This window comes from Acinetobacter sp. YH12254 (assembly GCF_013417415.1).
GTDB lineage: Bacteria > Pseudomonadota > Gammaproteobacteria > Pseudomonadales > Moraxellaceae > Acinetobacter > Acinetobacter pseudolwoffii.
Genome location: NZ_VPEB01000016.1, coordinates 58436 through 74299, shown reverse-complemented (window position 1 = coordinate 74299; position 15864 = coordinate 58436). Strand labels below are relative to the sequence as shown.

The window sequence follows — 15864 nt, the reverse complement described above, 5'->3', positions numbered from 1 at the left end:
TTTCATGTGGTTATATTAACAATTTTTTCTCTATACCCTATGTTGGGCAATTCTTAAAACGACATTTTATGTCGTGTCGCTTATATCTCTGCTCTGAAGGACAGAGTTTTACGCTTCATTTGATAAATTTCAAACTAAAACCCTCCCCCTGAGACAAAACTCCTGCTATAACTAGGCAGAACGTTTCGGGGGAAGAGTTGAGTGATGAATGCGGCACAATTGCAAAAAACCTTAAGAGCAAGCCAATATGCTGAACAGGTATTGGCCAATCACCAGAGCCTCCTGGAACAGGATTATGCAATTGACCAGTTTCAGGCTGCACTCAGTCGGGAATATATTGATCAGCTGGTGCAGCACTGTATCCTGAATATTATAGATGAAGCCGCCTGGATGCGCGCCATGCGTATTCTGCGGGCCCGCCTGATGTTTCGCTGGATCTGGCAGGATGCCAATCAACTGACCGATGTCATCACCCTCACCCGAGAACTCTCCGATTTTGCCGATGCCTGTATTTGTGCAGCCAAAGATTTTGCCCGTATGCCGATTGCTGCCAAGTATGGCCAGCCGATTGCTTATAACGGTAAAGTTCAGGATCTTATTGTCATCGCTATGGGCAAACTCGGCGCGCAAGAACTTAATCTTTCCAGTGATATTGACCTGATTTTTGCCTTCGATGAACAGGGTGAAACCGATGGGCGCAAATGTATCGATGTGCAGCAGTTTTGCATCCTGTGGGGACAAAAACTGATTCACCTGCTGGATCAGATCACGGCGGATGGTTTTGTGTTCCGGGTCGATATGCGCCTGCGTCCTTGGGGTGATGGTTCAGCCCTGGCCATTAGTCATGTGGCCTTAGAAAAATACTTAAGTCAGCATGGCCGTGAATGGGAGCGCTATGCCTGGATCAAGGCGCGTGTTGTCAATCCAAGTCCGGAAGGTGATGCCCTGCTTGATATGACCCGTCCTTTTGTCTTTCGTAAATACGTGGATTACAGTGCTTTTGAAGCCATGCGCGAAATGAAAACCATGATCGAGCGTGAAGTCCAGCGGCGTAATATTGAGGATGATATCAAGCTCGGTGCTGGCGGTATTCGCGAAGTCGAATTTATCGTGCAGGTCTTTCAGCTGATTTATGGTGGAGCCAAACTTGAATTGCAGGATCGCCAATGTCTGGTCAATCTGAACCATCTCGATGATGCCGAACTCTTGGATGAACAGGCAGTCCAAGATCTGGAAGATGCCTATCTGTTCCTGCGCCGGGTGGAACATGCGATTCAGGCCTTAAACGATCAACAAACCCAATCTTTACCGACTGAGCCTGATTTACGTCAGCGAATGGTAGAGACCTTAGGTTTTGCAGACTGGTCAGATTTTATGACTGTCCTGAACCAGAAGCGAGCCAAAGTCATTTATCAGTTTGAGCATCTGATTAAGGAAAATGAACCGGAAGCCCAGGTCGAAAGTTTTGTCCAGCTGGAAAAGAAGCTCAACGATGTTCTGGATGATGCCGCCAAGAATCTGGTTCATGAATTCTGGCATGGTCATGCATTGAAAAAGTTGCCGGCCAAGGCGATTCAACGTTTAAAAACCTTTTGGCCTTATCTGATTGAAGCGATTCTGGAGTCTGCCAAGCCGCAAATGGCGTTGTTGCGTCTCATGCCCTTGGTTGAGTCGGTGATGCGCCGTACTGTCTATCTGGTCATGCTGATTGAAAGTAAAGGCGCACTGCAACGACTGGTCAAAATGGCCACGGTGAGTCCCTGGATTTGTGAAGAACTCTCACAATATCCGGTATTGCTGGATGAGTTTCTGTCGATGGATTTTGAGTTACCGAAACGACAGGATCTGGAAGATTCTTTACGCCAGCAATTACTCCGTATTGAGATTGATCAGGTTGAAGATCAGATGCGGGTATTGCGCCTGTTTAAAAAATCCAATGTCTTGGCCGTCGCAGCCAGTGATGTTCTGGCTGAAAGTCCTTTGATGAAAGTTTCTGATGCCTTAACCGATATTGCCGAAGTATCTGTCAATGCAGCTCTGCATTTGGCCTATCAGATGGTGGCCAAAAGGCATGGTTTTCCCCTCGATGCCGAAGGCAAGCGCTGTTCAATCGAGCATACTGCCTTTGCGGTCATTGGTTATGGCAAGGTCGGTGGCATTGAACTGGGTTATGGCTCGGACTTGGATTTAGTGTTTATTCATTTTATGGGAGAACAGGCCGATACGGATGGACTCAAGCCGATTAGTGGTTTTGAGTTTGCCATGCGCGTGGCACAAAAATTCATGTCATTGATGACCACGCAAACCCTGGATGGGCGGGTCTATGAGGTCGATACCCGTTTACGTCCCTCTGGTGAAGCAGGACTCCTGGTCACCAGTCTGAAAGCCTTTGAACAATATCAGCTTAAGAGTGCCTGGTTATGGGAGCATCAAGCCTTGGTGCGCGCGCGTCCAATTGCGGGTGAGCTAAGCCTAAGACAAAAATTTGAAATCTTACGCCGTAATATTTTGATTCAGCCTCGTGATGAAAATTATGTGCGGGCAGAAGTACTAAAAATGCGTCAGAAAATGAAGGATCATCTGGGCTCCTCCAAAGCGCAGAAAAAAGATGGAATTTTTCATTTAAAACAAGATACAGGTGGTATCGTAGACATCGAATTTATGGCACAGTATGCGGTGTTGGCCTGGAGTGGGACGAATAAAGATCTCGCCCATTTCTCCGACAATGTAAGAATTCTTGAGGATACCGCAAAATCAGGTTGCTTATCCAGCGACGATGCGACTGCTCTGATTCAAGCTTATCTCAGTGAACGCGCCGAGAGCCACCGCTTAGCCCTTGCAAATCAATCCATGCAAGTGTCTGCAAGCGACTGGCACGATACCCGAATGACCGTTTGCAAGTTATGGCAAAGACTAATTGATCCAAGTGCAAGCTTTGCGCTGGATAGTGAATAATTGTGAAAAATTGGAGTTTGTGGCATGAATTTGGCTGATCGTGATGGTTTTATTTGGCAAGATGGACAACTGGTTGACTGGCGTGAGGCGAAAACCCACGTATTAACCCATACTTTGCATTACAGCATGGGTGTGTTTGAAGGCGTCCGAGCTTATGAAACTCCGAATGGAACGGCTATTTTCCGTCTAAAAGAACATACCAAGCGTTTGTTGAATTCTGCAAAAATTTATCAAATGAAAGTTCCATTTGATCATGCAACATTAGAACAAGCGCAAATTGATGTGGTGCGTGAAAATAAACTGGCATCTTGCTATTTACGTCCAATCCTTTTTATTGGTTCTGAAAAACTGGGTATTGCTGCAACTGATAACACGATTCATGCTGTGGTTGCGGCATGGAGCTGGGGTGCTTACTTGGGTGAAGAAGCCATGGCGAAGGGTATTCGCGTGAAAACTTCATCATTTACCCACCATCATCCAAACGTGACCATGTGTAAAGCCAAAGCATCTGGTAACTACACGCTGTCGATTCTGGCGCATCAGGAAGTCGCGCATTCGGGTTATGATGAAGCCATGTTGCTCGATCCACAAGGCTATGTATGCCAGGGTTCAGGCGAAAACGTATTCTTGGTGACTGACGGTGTAATTCATACCCCTGATATTGCCGGTGGTGCGCTGGATGGTATTACCCGTCAAACCATTATTACCATTGCCAAAGACCTGGGTTATGATGTGGTTGAACGCCGTATTACCCGTGATGAATTCTATATTGCCGATGAAGCGTTCTTTACCGGTACTGCTGCGGAAGTGACACCAATCCGTGAATATGATGACCGTCAAATTGGTGAAGGTGTCCGTGGTCCAATCACGACGCAAATCCAAAAAGCTTATTTTGATGCAGTTCAGGGTAAAGATCCTAAATATGCACATTGGCTAACTTACGTGAAATAAGTAATAATTTACTGATTGAAAAAACCTCTCATTTGAGAGGTTTTTTTTAAGGGATATACTTATTCTGCCGAACTTATGTCATCATATTCGGTATCCAGAAGATTTTAAGATGAGCTTAGGCATACGCAATGAGTAACATCGTTATTTGTATGAAATGGGGAACCAAATACGGTTCTGAATATGTCAATCGTTTATACAACATGGTTAAACGACATACGACAGTCGATTTCAAAATGGTCTGTCTGACGGATCGTACTGAAGGAATTAATCCTGAAGTACAATGTTTCCCAATTCCACCTTTGGCATTGCCTGAAGGTGCGCCTGAACGTGGCTGGAATAAGCTGTCTACTTTTGAACCGGATTTATATGGTTTAGAAGGCAATGCGCTATTTCTCGATCTTGATGTGGTGATTGTCGATAACATCGATGAGTTCTTTAGCTATCCGGGTGATTTTCTGATTATCCATGACTGGAAACGTCCTTGGCGGATTACCGGCAACAGTTCGGTGTATCGTTTTAAACTGGGTGCATTTCCGGGGCTTTTACCGTATTTCCGTGAAAATTTTGATGAAATCCGTCAAAAATTCCGTAATGAGCAGGCTTATTTGTCTTGGTATGTAGATAAAGAGGGCAAGCAGACTTATTGGCCGGAAAGCTGGTGTAAGAGTTATAAATATCATTGCCTGCAAAAAATTCCGATGGCTTATTTTAAGCCGCCGGTAAAACCTGAAGGTGCCAAAATTATTGTATTCCATGGTGAAATTAATCCACCTGATGCAGTGAATGGTGGTGGTGGGAAATGGTACCGTTATGTGTTGCCATCGCAGTGGATTAAGGATGCGTGGCAGTAAGCTGGAATTTAAAATATGAAATTAGGCTTCTATTTAATTAATTTAGATTCAAGTACCGATCGTTTAGCCCAAGCTTCTGCTGAGTTAAAAAAACATAATATTGAATTTGAAAGAATTTCAGCATTTGATGGTCGTAAGTTAGATGTTCAAACTTATGAGTCTTATAATAGCCAACAAGCCAATGCACTTATGGGGCGTGACTTATTAGGTGCAGAAATTGGTTGTTATCTAAGCCATAAACGTTGTGTTAGTGAGTTTTTAGCTTCTGACTATGATTTTGTTATTGTTGTTGAAGATGATCTAGAAGTGATTTCTGACTTGGTTATTACAGTCAAAAAGGCTGTAAAGTGGTTGGAAGAAAATCAGAAAGGTTGGCACTTAATCAATATTGGTAGCACTAAACGTAAATTGAGTAAAAATTTACATCAGATTGATCATCATCATCTTTTAAAAGCATATTATTTCCCTGTACTCACCTTAGGTCTAGTTTGGTCGCGTGAGGGTGCAGAAGCTTTTCAAAATGATCTAACTCAGATTGATGCACCCATTGATGTCGTTCTTCAAAGTTGGTTAACACATTCAAGTCGGGGATTCTCTATTTATCCGCCATTGGTTCAACCAAATGGTGCTGAAAGCGATATTGATGCTGTAAAAGTCAACCCAACAGTCGCACGTCAGCGTGTGGGTAAACGTTGGCCACGTCAAAAAAGAATGTGGGGCAATAAGTTGAAAGCTCTAAAAAATAAAATCTGCTCGGCTTAAAGATTGAGTAAATAATGAAAGTTTTATTAATTAATTTAGATCAGTCTCAAGATCGTTTGGCGCAACAACAAGCTCAATTTAAAGACCTTGAATTGGAGTTTGAGCGTTTATCAGCTATATCAATTCATGATTTTTCAGAAGATGACTACAAACGTATGGCATTTGGTGGTCAGCGTCCAATGAAGCAATCTGAGTTAGCATGTTTCTTAAGTCATAAAAAAGCATGGGATTATATTGTTGAACACAATGAACCCTGTGTTGTTTTAGAAGATGATGCGATTTTAGTTAAAGACTTTAAAAAAATATTAAATGATTTAAAAAAATTCACTGATATTGACTATGTAAATTTTGAGGTACATGGCAGAAAGAAAACTGTTGCCAAGCAATCGGCATGTTCTATAGCAGAAAATGATTACAATCTTTTCGAAATTTACATTGATCGAAGTGGCACGGGCGGATATGCGCTATATCCAACTGGCGCTAAAATTTTATTAGACTTTATAAATAAAAGAGCGATTGGTTTATCTGATGAATTTATTCATAGTTGTTATGAGTTAAAAGCATATCAAATTGAGCCTGCTGCATTATTACAAAGTGATAAGTGCCCTGAATATTCTGTTCCATGTAAATATATACATGAATCTGTAATTGCACAGGTAAAGAATAAATTAAATTTTGATTTAACTGCGAGTGAAAAATCGAAGTTTAAAATGAGAAGAATAAAGACCCAAATTAATTTAGGTCTTCGTCAATTGAAATATTTAGGAACAGGTGTAAAAAGAGAAATTTTGGTGAATCCTTCAAAATTTTAATTAACCGAAAATCTTACCTTTCCATTTTGCAAACCAAGATTTTTTCGATGCGTTTGCGACGCTGTCATCTTCACCAATATGGTGGCAAATTCCATTTTCAAGAAATAGGACGTAACGTTGTTGTGCACGAAGCCAACGTGAAACGTGACGTTCTTTCTTAAATTCGCTAAAGCCTTTAGGCATACTTTCCCACAATTCAACAGATGAAAGATGCGGGTTGAACGTAAAACCATGCCATTGATCATGCATACTATCAAATCTTGCTAAATTGAGTGGAGAAGATTCAATAAATTGAATTTGTGATTTTTGTTCTTCTGAAAAAGGAAAATCTGTCCATTTGCGGAAACATAATTGTGTTGCTTTAGGATTTTTCTTAAGAGTCTTGATATATTTTTCGAATTCAATGGGCTGATCGAATAGCCAATCATCTTCACAGTGGAAAATGTATTCAGTTTGTACTTTTGAATACATTTCATCGACAGCTTTATGATGCCCAACTTGTGTAGGAAGATTAATTAGTAAACCTTCAGGGCAAAGCTCCCTAAAAACTTGATTGGTTTCTTCATCACGAAAATCATTAATCGCTATAATGTGCTTAAATTGAGCTTTTGAAAGCAAACTATTTAAGGTTTGACGAAGGAGTTCTGGTCGTTTGCCTATAGTGAGGCAAAGGGTGATGTTATGATTTTTCAAGATATATATTCCAAAAATTTTAACAAATAATAAATATTTAATTACATAATACAATTTTATTTTAGTCTATAGTACTACGCTAATATTTTGAAAATACTGCATAGCTTATGTTATATTAATTTTTTTAAATAATATTGCTATATAGAGAATAAAAGAGTGAGTCTAGATAAGCCTTTTTTTTATATAATTTTGCCTACATTTAATCGACCAGAATTGGTGGTAAGAGCATTTAATTCTATCCTAAATCAAAGTTATGAAAACTATAAATTAATATTATTTAATGATGGATCTAGTCTTGATTATGGTGAATTAGAGTCAAAGATTTTAGGTTTGGAAAGAGTACAATACATTAAAAGTTTGAATCTTGGGGTAAATAAGCTTAGGAATTTGATTCTGGATAAAATTTTTGAAGAAAATGAAAAATTAGAAAACTCTTTTTTTTTCACCTTGAGTGATGATGATTATTTAGTTAATGATGCATTATTGTTAATGGCTAATGAAATAAAATTAACTCGTGGCTCATGGTATTGTTTTAATTGTGAATCAAATTCACAAGACATTTTTAAAAATGAAGATTTTGATAGAAAAGAAATCATTAGCTATATAGATTTCACTAAAAATTATAAAGGTGATAAGCATTTTGTATTTAGACTTAGCGAGATTAAGACCATAAGATTTCCAAGTGATTATTTTAAAAATGGTTATGAACATATTTTTTATTATCAACTACCTTTTAAGATAAATATTATACCTAAAACAGTGAAAATCATACAATACTATGAGGATGGTCTCTCTTTATCTGATTTATATAAAAAAAGTCATACTTTTAGTGTGTTGTTGAAACAGATCAAATGTGCGCCAAAGGTTTGGATTTTTTATAAAATGCTTTTAAAACATATTTTCTTTCCAAAAGATATAATAAAGAATTTAATATCTGAGCAAAGGTATTATAAAATAAAGCGTAAGTTAGGATTGAAAGTGAAAAATTAATGAGAATATATGTTTTTCATATTCTCCAACTTCCTAAACCTTTTATACCCCCACAAATACTGTTCTGGAGCGACATTAATCATGCGCTCCATTTCTTTATTTAAAGTATCCACGGAAAGCTGTAAATCCTTCGATAAAATATCATTTGATAATTCAGTCACGTAAATATCATAACCCGATAAATCTTCACGTCTTAAACAACTGAGTCCAACCACAGAGCATTGTGTTTTAGCCGCAAGTTTGGAAAGAAGCGTAGAAGATAGCGCATTTTGACCATAAAAATAAGAATAGATTCCACCAGATTCTTTCGGGACATGATCCGGTAAAATCGCAGAAAAACCACCCTGTTTGAGATGCTTAAATAAAGCACGCACACCAGAATCATCGGTCGGAACCAGTGTCGCATTCAGACGTTGCCGAGCTTCCAGCATAAAGCGATCGACATCTTCATTTTTGCTGGGCTTATACATAATCACAGGAGAGGTATGTTGATTGACCCAGACATTCAACAGCTCCCACGTGCCAAAATGAGGCACTACCGCCAAGCAGCCATGCGGGTTTTTTAAAGCCTGAATAAATAAATCTGCACCATGCACATCTCGAATTAAAGACAGCGCATAATCTGGTGATGAACCCCAAATCTTGACCGATTCTGCATAGGTCATACACTGACTTTTCAGGCTGCGTTTGCTTAAATCAGCACGTTCAGATTCCGAAAGTTCAGGATAGGCAGAGGCCAGATTAATCTCAGTCACTCGGCGTGCAGAAGAATGGCTGAGATACAAAAGAGATCCAGCCAGTTGCGCAAGATTTTGAATCAATCTTAATGGAAATTTGGAGAAATTTTTGAGTAAGGTGTACATGCTATCCAGAGCGTCAGATTATAGGTCTTTATCTGGATTGCCCTTCAGCACCATATAAATCAAACCGACGAAAATCAGTAAGGCACCTAAAATACTGCTCAGGCAAAAATACACAATACGTTCATTGGTATCGAGGTTGAACAGGTTGTTGGCAAGGATATAACGCATGAACAGCCATTGAACCACTGAAAATACAATAAGCATAATGCTGCGATTACGAACTGCAGGACGCATAGCCATTGCGAATTACCTTAGATTAAAAACTATCGCTATTATGCCACTGTTCCAGAGTCGACTCAATCACACAAAAAAAGCCCCGCGCAAGGCAGGGCTTTTCACTTAAATCGTCAAGAATTATTCTTGAGATTCAGCTTTTGGTTTTTCACGTAAGCGAATACCAAGGTCACGCAGTTGGTTTGATTCAACTGGTGCCGGTGCTTGCGTCAATGGACATTCCGCAGTTTTGGTTTTCGGGAATGCGATCACGTCACGGATTGAAGATGCACCAGTCATCAACATTACCAGACGGTCAAGACCGAATGCCAAACCACCATGCGGAGGCGCGCCATAACGTAAAGCGTTCAACAGGAAGCTGAATTTTTCTTCTGCTTCTTCTTCATCAATACCTAAAGCTTCAAAAATTGCTTTTTGCATTTCAAGGTTATGAATACGCAGTGAACCACCACCCACTTCAGTACCGTTCAATACCATGTCATAAGCAACTGAAAGTGCAGCGCCCGGGTTGTTTTTCACGTCTTCAACGCTTGATTTCGGCAGCGTGAATGGGTGATGCACAGAGGTCCATTTGCCATCATCAGTTTCTTCGAACATCGGGAAGTCAACGACCCAAAGCGGTGCCCACTCACATGTTGCCAATTTCATGTCATGGCCGACTTTAATACGTAAAGCACCCATTGCATCATTGACGATTTTGGCTTTGTCCGCACCAAAGAATACGATGTCGCCATTTTCAGCACCCACACGTTGCAACAGATCCAGCACGATTGGCTCGATGAATTTCACGATTGGAGACTGAAGACCTTCGATACCTTTTTCAAGTTCGTTGACTTTGATATAAGCCAAACCTTTTGCACCGTAGATACCGACAAATTTGGTGTATTCATCAATCTGGCTACGTGGCAATGAACCTGCGCCCGGTACGCGAAGCGCAACGATACGGCCTTTAGGGTCTTTAGCAGGACCTGCGAATACTTTGAATTCAACGTCTTGCATCATATCTGCAACGTCAACCAGTTTCAAAGGAATACGCATATCCGGTTTATCAGATGCATAGTCACGCATTGCATCGGCATAAGTCATACGTGGGAATTTGTCGAATTCAACATTTAAAAGTTCTTTGAACATTTTAACTGTCAAGGTTTCCATCAAATCCATAATGTCATCGTCACTCATGAACGATGTTTCAACGTCGATCTGGGTGAATTCTGGCTGACGGTCGGCACGCAAGTCTTCATCACGGAAACATTTTGCGATTTGGTAGTAACGATCAATACCGCCCACCATCAACAACTGTTTGAATAGCTGTGGAGATTGTGGCAGTGCGTAGAAGCTACCGTTTGATACACGGCTTGGTACCAAATAGTCACGCGCGCCTTCTGGGGTTGCACGGGTCAAGATCGGCGTTTCAACATCCAGGAAACCATTGTCTTCGAAGTAGTTACGAATCAGGTTGGTCAATTTAGAACGGAAACGTAGGCGATCTAACATCTCTGGACGACGGATGTCCAAGAAACGGTATTTCAAACGAATTTCTTCAGAAATATTGGTGTTTTCGTCATTCAAAGGGAATGGCGGAGTGTCTGACTGAGCAAGAACTTCAATTTCTTTACCCAAGACTTCGATCTGACCGCTCACCATATTGGCATTTTCTGTGCCTTCATAACGGCGACGTACACGGCCTGTAATTTTTAATACGAATTCTGAACGTACTTTGTCCGCAGTTGCGAATGCTTCAGGGGTATCCGGGTCAATAACCACTTGAACAAGACCATCACGGTCACGCATGTCAAGGAAGATTACACCACCGTGGTCACGGCGACGGTGTACCCAACCGCATAATGTTACGGTTTGGTCAATTTGAGCTTCGGTTAAAGAACCGCAGTAATGAGTTCGCATCATAGCGTTAGAAATCCAACTATATGGGTTAAGGTCAGCGAATACGTAAACAGCGTACCGCTTTGAGTAAAGGTAGGATTATGCCTCTTTGGGCATGTTGTCACAAGAACTTGGGTCAAAAACAATATCATTTTAAAGTGAATGAGATAAAAGCCAGCACTTTGCTTAGCCCATCCGGCGGTCGCGATCCAAAAATAAAAACAGCAAACAGCCCAGACTAAAGGTGATCAGAAAACCCTGGCTGAATTGATTGATGGAACGGCCGGTAAAATAGTACAGATCGGATTGCCAGACTTCTGTAGAGATATAACGTGCATAATCCCAGACTGAAAATAGGCCAGTGAATATCGAAAACAGCAATAATCCGCAGGCATAAGCTTTGATTTTCAGGTTCACTGCCAGATATTGCTGATGTTTTTTATAGTAATGCACGCTCATCCACAGCATAAACGGTAAGGCCAGAAAGGAAGTGCCGATTTGTAAAATTCGATGCAGCGGATAACTGTGTCCAAAAAGCTGAAATGGTCGTGCTAGAAAATCATGAAAAGCAAAAGTACGAAAGTCTACATGAGTCAAACCATCCCAGATTAAATGCGTGGCAGTACCGATGATCACCGCCAGACAAACTGCCAGAAAAAACTTGAATGCTGAAATGAGAGTGTGAATATTTAGATCATGCTGAATTCCGACAAAGCGGTAAATGGCTGGCCGATATAGAGCATACCAGATTGCACAAAAGCCCAATCCGATCCACAGGTCCGGATGAATCAGCGAGGACCATAAATGCGTAACATTCGAATTGCTGGAACTAAACAGACGATGTAAATCGGGCACCATACAGCCAATTGCCAATGCAGCAATCGGAAGCCGGTTTCCGCTTAAACGTGAAAGAGGTGGCGCAAGTACAGCATGAGACAGGGTAAAGGGCATAAAAGTTTTTTTAAAGATGAAAATAACCAGAAAACACATTTTAATAAAATATGCGAAGGATTATCGTAAAGGATTGCAAAAATAATGAAATGTTATATTATAACATTCATCCAAAATGGTGAATTTGAGCTTCAGTCATGTCCTTCCCTAAGAATCTAATAACACTTTCAATTTTTGCTGTAGCTGCCCCTACAGTTTTTGCAGAACAGACCTCATCTTTCATTCCCGTGCAGACCATGGACACCATTCAGGTGCAAGCTCATCCACTGGTGCAAACTGCAGCGGACTTTGCGGTAGCGGATCATGTTGTAGATCAGAAAGCCTTGTCTGAACGTGCAACCACCATTGGAGATGCATTGGCAGATGAACTGGGCGTATATTCTAACCAGTTTGGTACGGGGGCCAGCCGTCCGGTGATTCGTGGGCAAGATGGGCCACGTGTCAAAGTCTTGCAGCATGCTTCAGAGACAGCCGATGTTTCCACGTTATCTCCAGATCACGCCGTCACCGTCGATCCGATTTTGGCGAAACAGGTCGAAGTGATTCGTGGGCCATCGACGTTGCTCTATGCAGCAGGAACAGTGGGTGGTCTGGTCAATGTCACCGATCAGAAAATTCCAACGCAAATGCCTGAAGATGGTCTGGAAGGTACAGTCGGTCTGCGCTATAACACCGGTAGTGATGAGAAACTGGCCAGTGCAGGAATTACGGCTGGAATTGGTGAAAATTTTGCTTTGCGTGTAGAAGGCTCAAAACGTAAGGCCAATGATTATATTGCCCCTGGTTATTTTGATACGCATACCCACAAAGAAGAGCATGTTGAAGATAATGGTGAGATTCATATACATGAGCATGAACATAGTGTAAAAAAACGCCGTGTAGACAATACCTTTGCCGAAGGGCAAACGGTGAATATTGGTGGATCATGGATCCATGACCGTGGTTTTGTCGGCTTATCTTATAGTAACCGCCAAGACCAATATGGTCTGCCAGGACACAGCCATGAATATCATGGCTGTGAAATTCATGGCGATCATTTTCACTGTCCAAAACCGGGCGAAGATGAGCATGATCATGAAGAAACAGCGGGGCCGTGGGTAGATTTAAACTCTGAGCGTTATGATGTTCGTACCGAGCTAGAACAACCTTTTGCCGGTTTTGACAAGTTGCGTGCGCATGCCAGCTTTACCGATTATGAACATGATGAACTGGAAGAAAATGCAGTCATCAGCAACTTTAAAAGTAAGGGTTATGATGGACGTTTAGAGCTGGTGCATGTTCCTGTTGCAGGTTGGGAAGGTGTCATTGGCACCCAGCTTTCACAGCAGAAAATTAATTTATCGGCTCCAGAATCGCATAGTCATGCAGAACACGATCATGAAGGACATGAGCACGATCATAGTGAGCATGCGGATCATAATCATGATGTGTTAATGGCAGATACCAAAACCCAAAAATACAGCCTTTTTGCTTTAGAACATAAGCAGTTCGGCGATGTTCATGTTGAACTTGGAGCACGTGTCGATCATCAAAAAGTAAAAGTAGATTCGGAGCAGAAAGATTATTCAGGTACGGGTGTTTCTGCATCTGCGGCTGCGAATTGGGAGTTTGCACCGAATTACAAACTGTCTGTAGTGGGATCACATCAACAGCGTTTGCCTCTAGCGCAAGAGCTGTATGCTGATGGTCTGCATTTTGCGACCAATACCTATGAATTGGGGAATCCTGATCTTGATAAAGAAAGGTCAAATAATCTTGAATTAGGTCTGCACTATGCAGGGGATAAACTGGATTACCATGTGCATGTCTATCACAACTGGTTTGATGATTATATTTATGGCGAAACGGTAGCGCAGAAAGGTAATTTGCGCGGCGTGCAATATACCCAAGACCAGGCCAGATTCTATGGCACTGAGGCTCAAGCCGGTTATCAGATCAATGATATGTACAAGCTGAGTGTCTTTGGCGATTACGTGCGTGGCAAAATTGAAGCTGAGAATGCACCACGTATTCCTGCCGGTCGCTTAGGCAGCAAAGTGGAAGCAGATTTTGCCGATGGCTGGTCAGGTCTGGCTGAATATTATCATGTCTTCAATCAGGACAAGATTGCCAGCTATGAAGAGGAAACCCAAGGCTACAACATGGTCAATGTGGGCTTAAGCTATACCAATACCCTTGCAGATAAAAATGCTTATCGGGTGTATTTCAAGGCCAATAACCTGCTCGATGATCAGGTCTATTCCCATACTTCATTCCTGTCGAATATTCCGCAAGTCGGTCGTAACTTTAGCGTCGGTGTGCAGTATGATTTCTAAAGTAGTGATGAAATAACTGACCAAATCAAAGAGATGTCACTGAAATTGACTTGAAAAATCATCTGATAAAACCTAGCCTGAGCATATTGGGTTAGGTTTTTTCTTATGCGTATCTTTCAACGAATTCACAATAAACTGAACTGGTCAAATCGCCGTTATGCGGCATTGATTATCAGTCTACTGGCGGTCAGTTATCTGGCATCTGCTGTTTATCATACTTATAAGCCTTTACCAGAAGGTCTGAATTACACCGGCAAGCTGCGCCATGCCGAAGTCAAGTTTCTGGCCGATCGGACTTATCTGGATGCACAAGGAAAACAGCACTTAGATCATCGTATTTTTAATGAAATGCTGAAGATGATTGAAGAGGCCAAATCACTGATTGTGCTGGATCTGTTTTTATTTAATCAGCAAACCGGTGCCTCGACACAGGAACATCAGGCATTGAGTCAACAGTTGAGCGATGCCTTAATCAGTAAACGTCTGCTGCAACCGCAAGTTGAAATCAAGTTCATTACCGATCCGATCAATTCAGTCTATGGCGGAATTCAGTCCGAGCAGTATCGCAAGTTACGTCAGCATGGTATCGATGTAATTGAAACCAATCTGATCCCTTTGCGGGCGTCCAATCCGAGCTGGTCGGGGTTCTGGTATTTATGTTGTCAGGGCATTGGTAATAATCCGGAAAAAGGCTGGTTGCCGAATCCATTTGGCCCAGAAAAAATTACTCTGCGCAGTTATTTTGATTTATTTAACTTTAAAGCCAATCATCGTAAAACCTTGGTGGTAGACACCGATCAGGGCTGGAAAGCGCTGGTCACCTCCATGAATCCGCATGATGGGAGTTCGCGGCATTCCAATATCGGTTTATTGGTCTGGGGAACCACAGCCGTGGATATTCTGAGAACAGAACAATCGGTCGGCATCATGTCACAGGCCAATATGCCAGCCATTATCGCGGGCGATTTTCAGGCAGAAAATACCCAGCCACAGGTGCAGGTCCTGACGGAAAAAGCCATTTATGATGCGACTTTAAATCTGATTCAGACGGCGAAAAAAAATGAACAGATTGATCTGGCCATGTTTTATCTGTCCGAGCGCAAGATTATTAAAAGTCTGATTGCGGCCCATGAACGCGGGGTTAAGGTTCGGGTTTTACTCGATCCCAATAAAGATGCCTTTGGCCGTGAGAAAAACGGGATTCCAAACCGACAGGTGGCTTCGGAACTGCACAAGGCAGGCATTGATGTACGCTGGTGCAATACCCAGGGTGAGCAATGTCATAGCAAAATATTGATGAAGCGTAATGCTCAGCAGGCTGAAATGATTTTAGGCTCGGCCAATTTCACCGCACGCAATCTGAAAAACTATAATCTGGAAACCAATATGCGCGTGTTGGGTCAGCCTCAGGCAGAAGTGTTTAAAGATGCCCAACAATATTTTGAGGGTGCATGGTCAAATCTGAATGGCCGTGTGATGAGTGTGGACTATAGACAATATGAAGACAATTCATGGTCTAAATATTGGCTGTACCGCTTTATGGAATGGAGCGGCTGGTCGACGTTTTAGCATCTCTAATAATCTCCTTAAATCCCTCTTTTGAAAA

At 41.8% G+C, this 15864-nt stretch carries 13 protein-coding genes; 8 read left to right on the top strand and 5 right to left on the bottom strand.

The annotated features are described in order from the left end of the window. Nucleotides 1-204: 204 nt before the first annotated feature. The 5 genes from glnE (at nt 205) to FTV29_RS12280 (ending at nt 6331) form a co-directional block, all read left to right on the top strand. Nucleotides 205-2955 carry a bifunctional [glutamate--ammonia ligase]-adenylyl-L-tyrosine phosphorylase/[glutamate--ammonia-ligase] adenylyltransferase gene (gene glnE, locus FTV29_RS12300; RefSeq protein ID WP_180075562.1) on the top strand — a complete coding sequence of 917 codons (2751 nt, stop codon included), beginning with the start codon at nt 205-207 and terminating at the stop codon, nt 2953-2955. Nucleotides 2956-2979: 24 nt separating this feature from the next. After that, nucleotides 2980-3906: a branched-chain amino acid transaminase gene (locus FTV29_RS12295; protein WP_074384043.1), complete on the top strand. Its 927-nt coding sequence runs from the start codon at nt 2980-2982 to the stop codon at nt 3904-3906. Between the two features lie 128 nt (nt 3907-4034). Next, nucleotides 4035-4757 (top strand): glycosyltransferase, encoded by a 723-nt coding sequence (locus FTV29_RS12290; protein WP_074384044.1) that lies wholly within the window; start codon nt 4035-4037, stop codon nt 4755-4757. Between the two features lie 15 nt (nt 4758-4772). Next, nucleotides 4773-5519, top strand: coding sequence for a glycosyltransferase family 25 protein (locus tag FTV29_RS12285; protein WP_180075561.1), 747 nt, complete (start codon nt 4773-4775; stop codon nt 5517-5519). A 14-nt stretch (nt 5520-5533) separates the two neighbouring features. Further along, nucleotides 5534-6331, top strand: a complete 798-nt coding sequence (locus FTV29_RS12280) for a glycosyltransferase family 25 protein (RefSeq protein ID WP_180075560.1) — start codon at nt 5534-5536, stop codon at nt 6329-6331. Here FTV29_RS12280 and FTV29_RS12275 read toward each other — a convergent pair whose 3' ends face one another. Beyond that, nucleotides 6332-7024, bottom strand: a complete 693-nt coding sequence (locus FTV29_RS12275; protein ID WP_180075559.1) for a glycosyltransferase — start codon at nt 7022-7024, stop codon at nt 6332-6334. A 156-nt stretch (nt 7025-7180) separates the two neighbouring features. Here FTV29_RS12275 and FTV29_RS12270 point away from each other — a divergent pair, with 156 nt between their 5' ends. Then, nucleotides 7181-8014, top strand: coding sequence for a glycosyltransferase family A protein (locus tag FTV29_RS12270; protein ID WP_180075558.1), 834 nt, complete (start codon nt 7181-7183; stop codon nt 8012-8014). Here the strand turns inward: FTV29_RS12270 and FTV29_RS12265 are convergent. The 4 genes from FTV29_RS12265 to FTV29_RS12250 all read right to left on the bottom strand — a co-directional run bounded on the left by FTV29_RS12265 (nt 8011) and on the right by FTV29_RS12250 (nt 11943). Next, the gene (locus tag FTV29_RS12265; protein WP_180075557.1) at nt 8011-8877 is read right to left on the bottom strand and encodes a lysophospholipid acyltransferase family protein; all 867 of its coding nucleotides are present in this window, start codon (nt 8875-8877) and stop codon (nt 8011-8013) included. The genes FTV29_RS12270 and FTV29_RS12265 overlap by 4 nt on opposite strands. A gap of 18 nt (nt 8878-8895) precedes the next feature. Further along, nucleotides 8896-9117, bottom strand: coding sequence for a hypothetical protein (locus tag FTV29_RS12260; RefSeq protein ID WP_004733007.1), 222 nt, complete (start codon nt 9115-9117; stop codon nt 8896-8898). A 114-nt stretch (nt 9118-9231) separates the two neighbouring features. Continuing rightward, on the bottom strand, nt 9232-11016 hold the full coding sequence (aspS, locus tag FTV29_RS12255) for an aspartate--tRNA ligase (RefSeq protein ID WP_180075556.1): 1785 nt from the start codon (nt 11014-11016) through the stop codon (nt 9232-9234). 162 nt (nt 11017-11178) lie between these two features. Further along, nucleotides 11179-11943 (bottom strand): DUF4184 family protein, encoded by a 765-nt coding sequence (locus FTV29_RS12250; RefSeq protein ID WP_034609136.1) that lies wholly within the window; start codon nt 11941-11943, stop codon nt 11179-11181. Nucleotides 11944-12080: 137 nt separating this feature from the next. On the opposite strand from FTV29_RS12250, the gene znuD reads away from it, so the two are divergent. Both znuD and FTV29_RS12240 read left to right on the top strand, forming a co-directional pair. Then, nucleotides 12081-14258, top strand: coding sequence for a zinc piracy TonB-dependent receptor ZnuD (gene znuD, locus FTV29_RS12245; protein WP_159138710.1), 2178 nt, complete (start codon nt 12081-12083; stop codon nt 14256-14258). A gap of 105 nt (nt 14259-14363) precedes the next feature. Then, the gene (locus tag FTV29_RS12240; protein WP_159138711.1) at nt 14364-15827 is read left to right on the top strand and encodes a phospholipase D-like domain-containing protein; all 1464 of its coding nucleotides are present in this window, start codon (nt 14364-14366) and stop codon (nt 15825-15827) included. Nucleotides 15828-15864 lie beyond the last annotated feature (37 nt).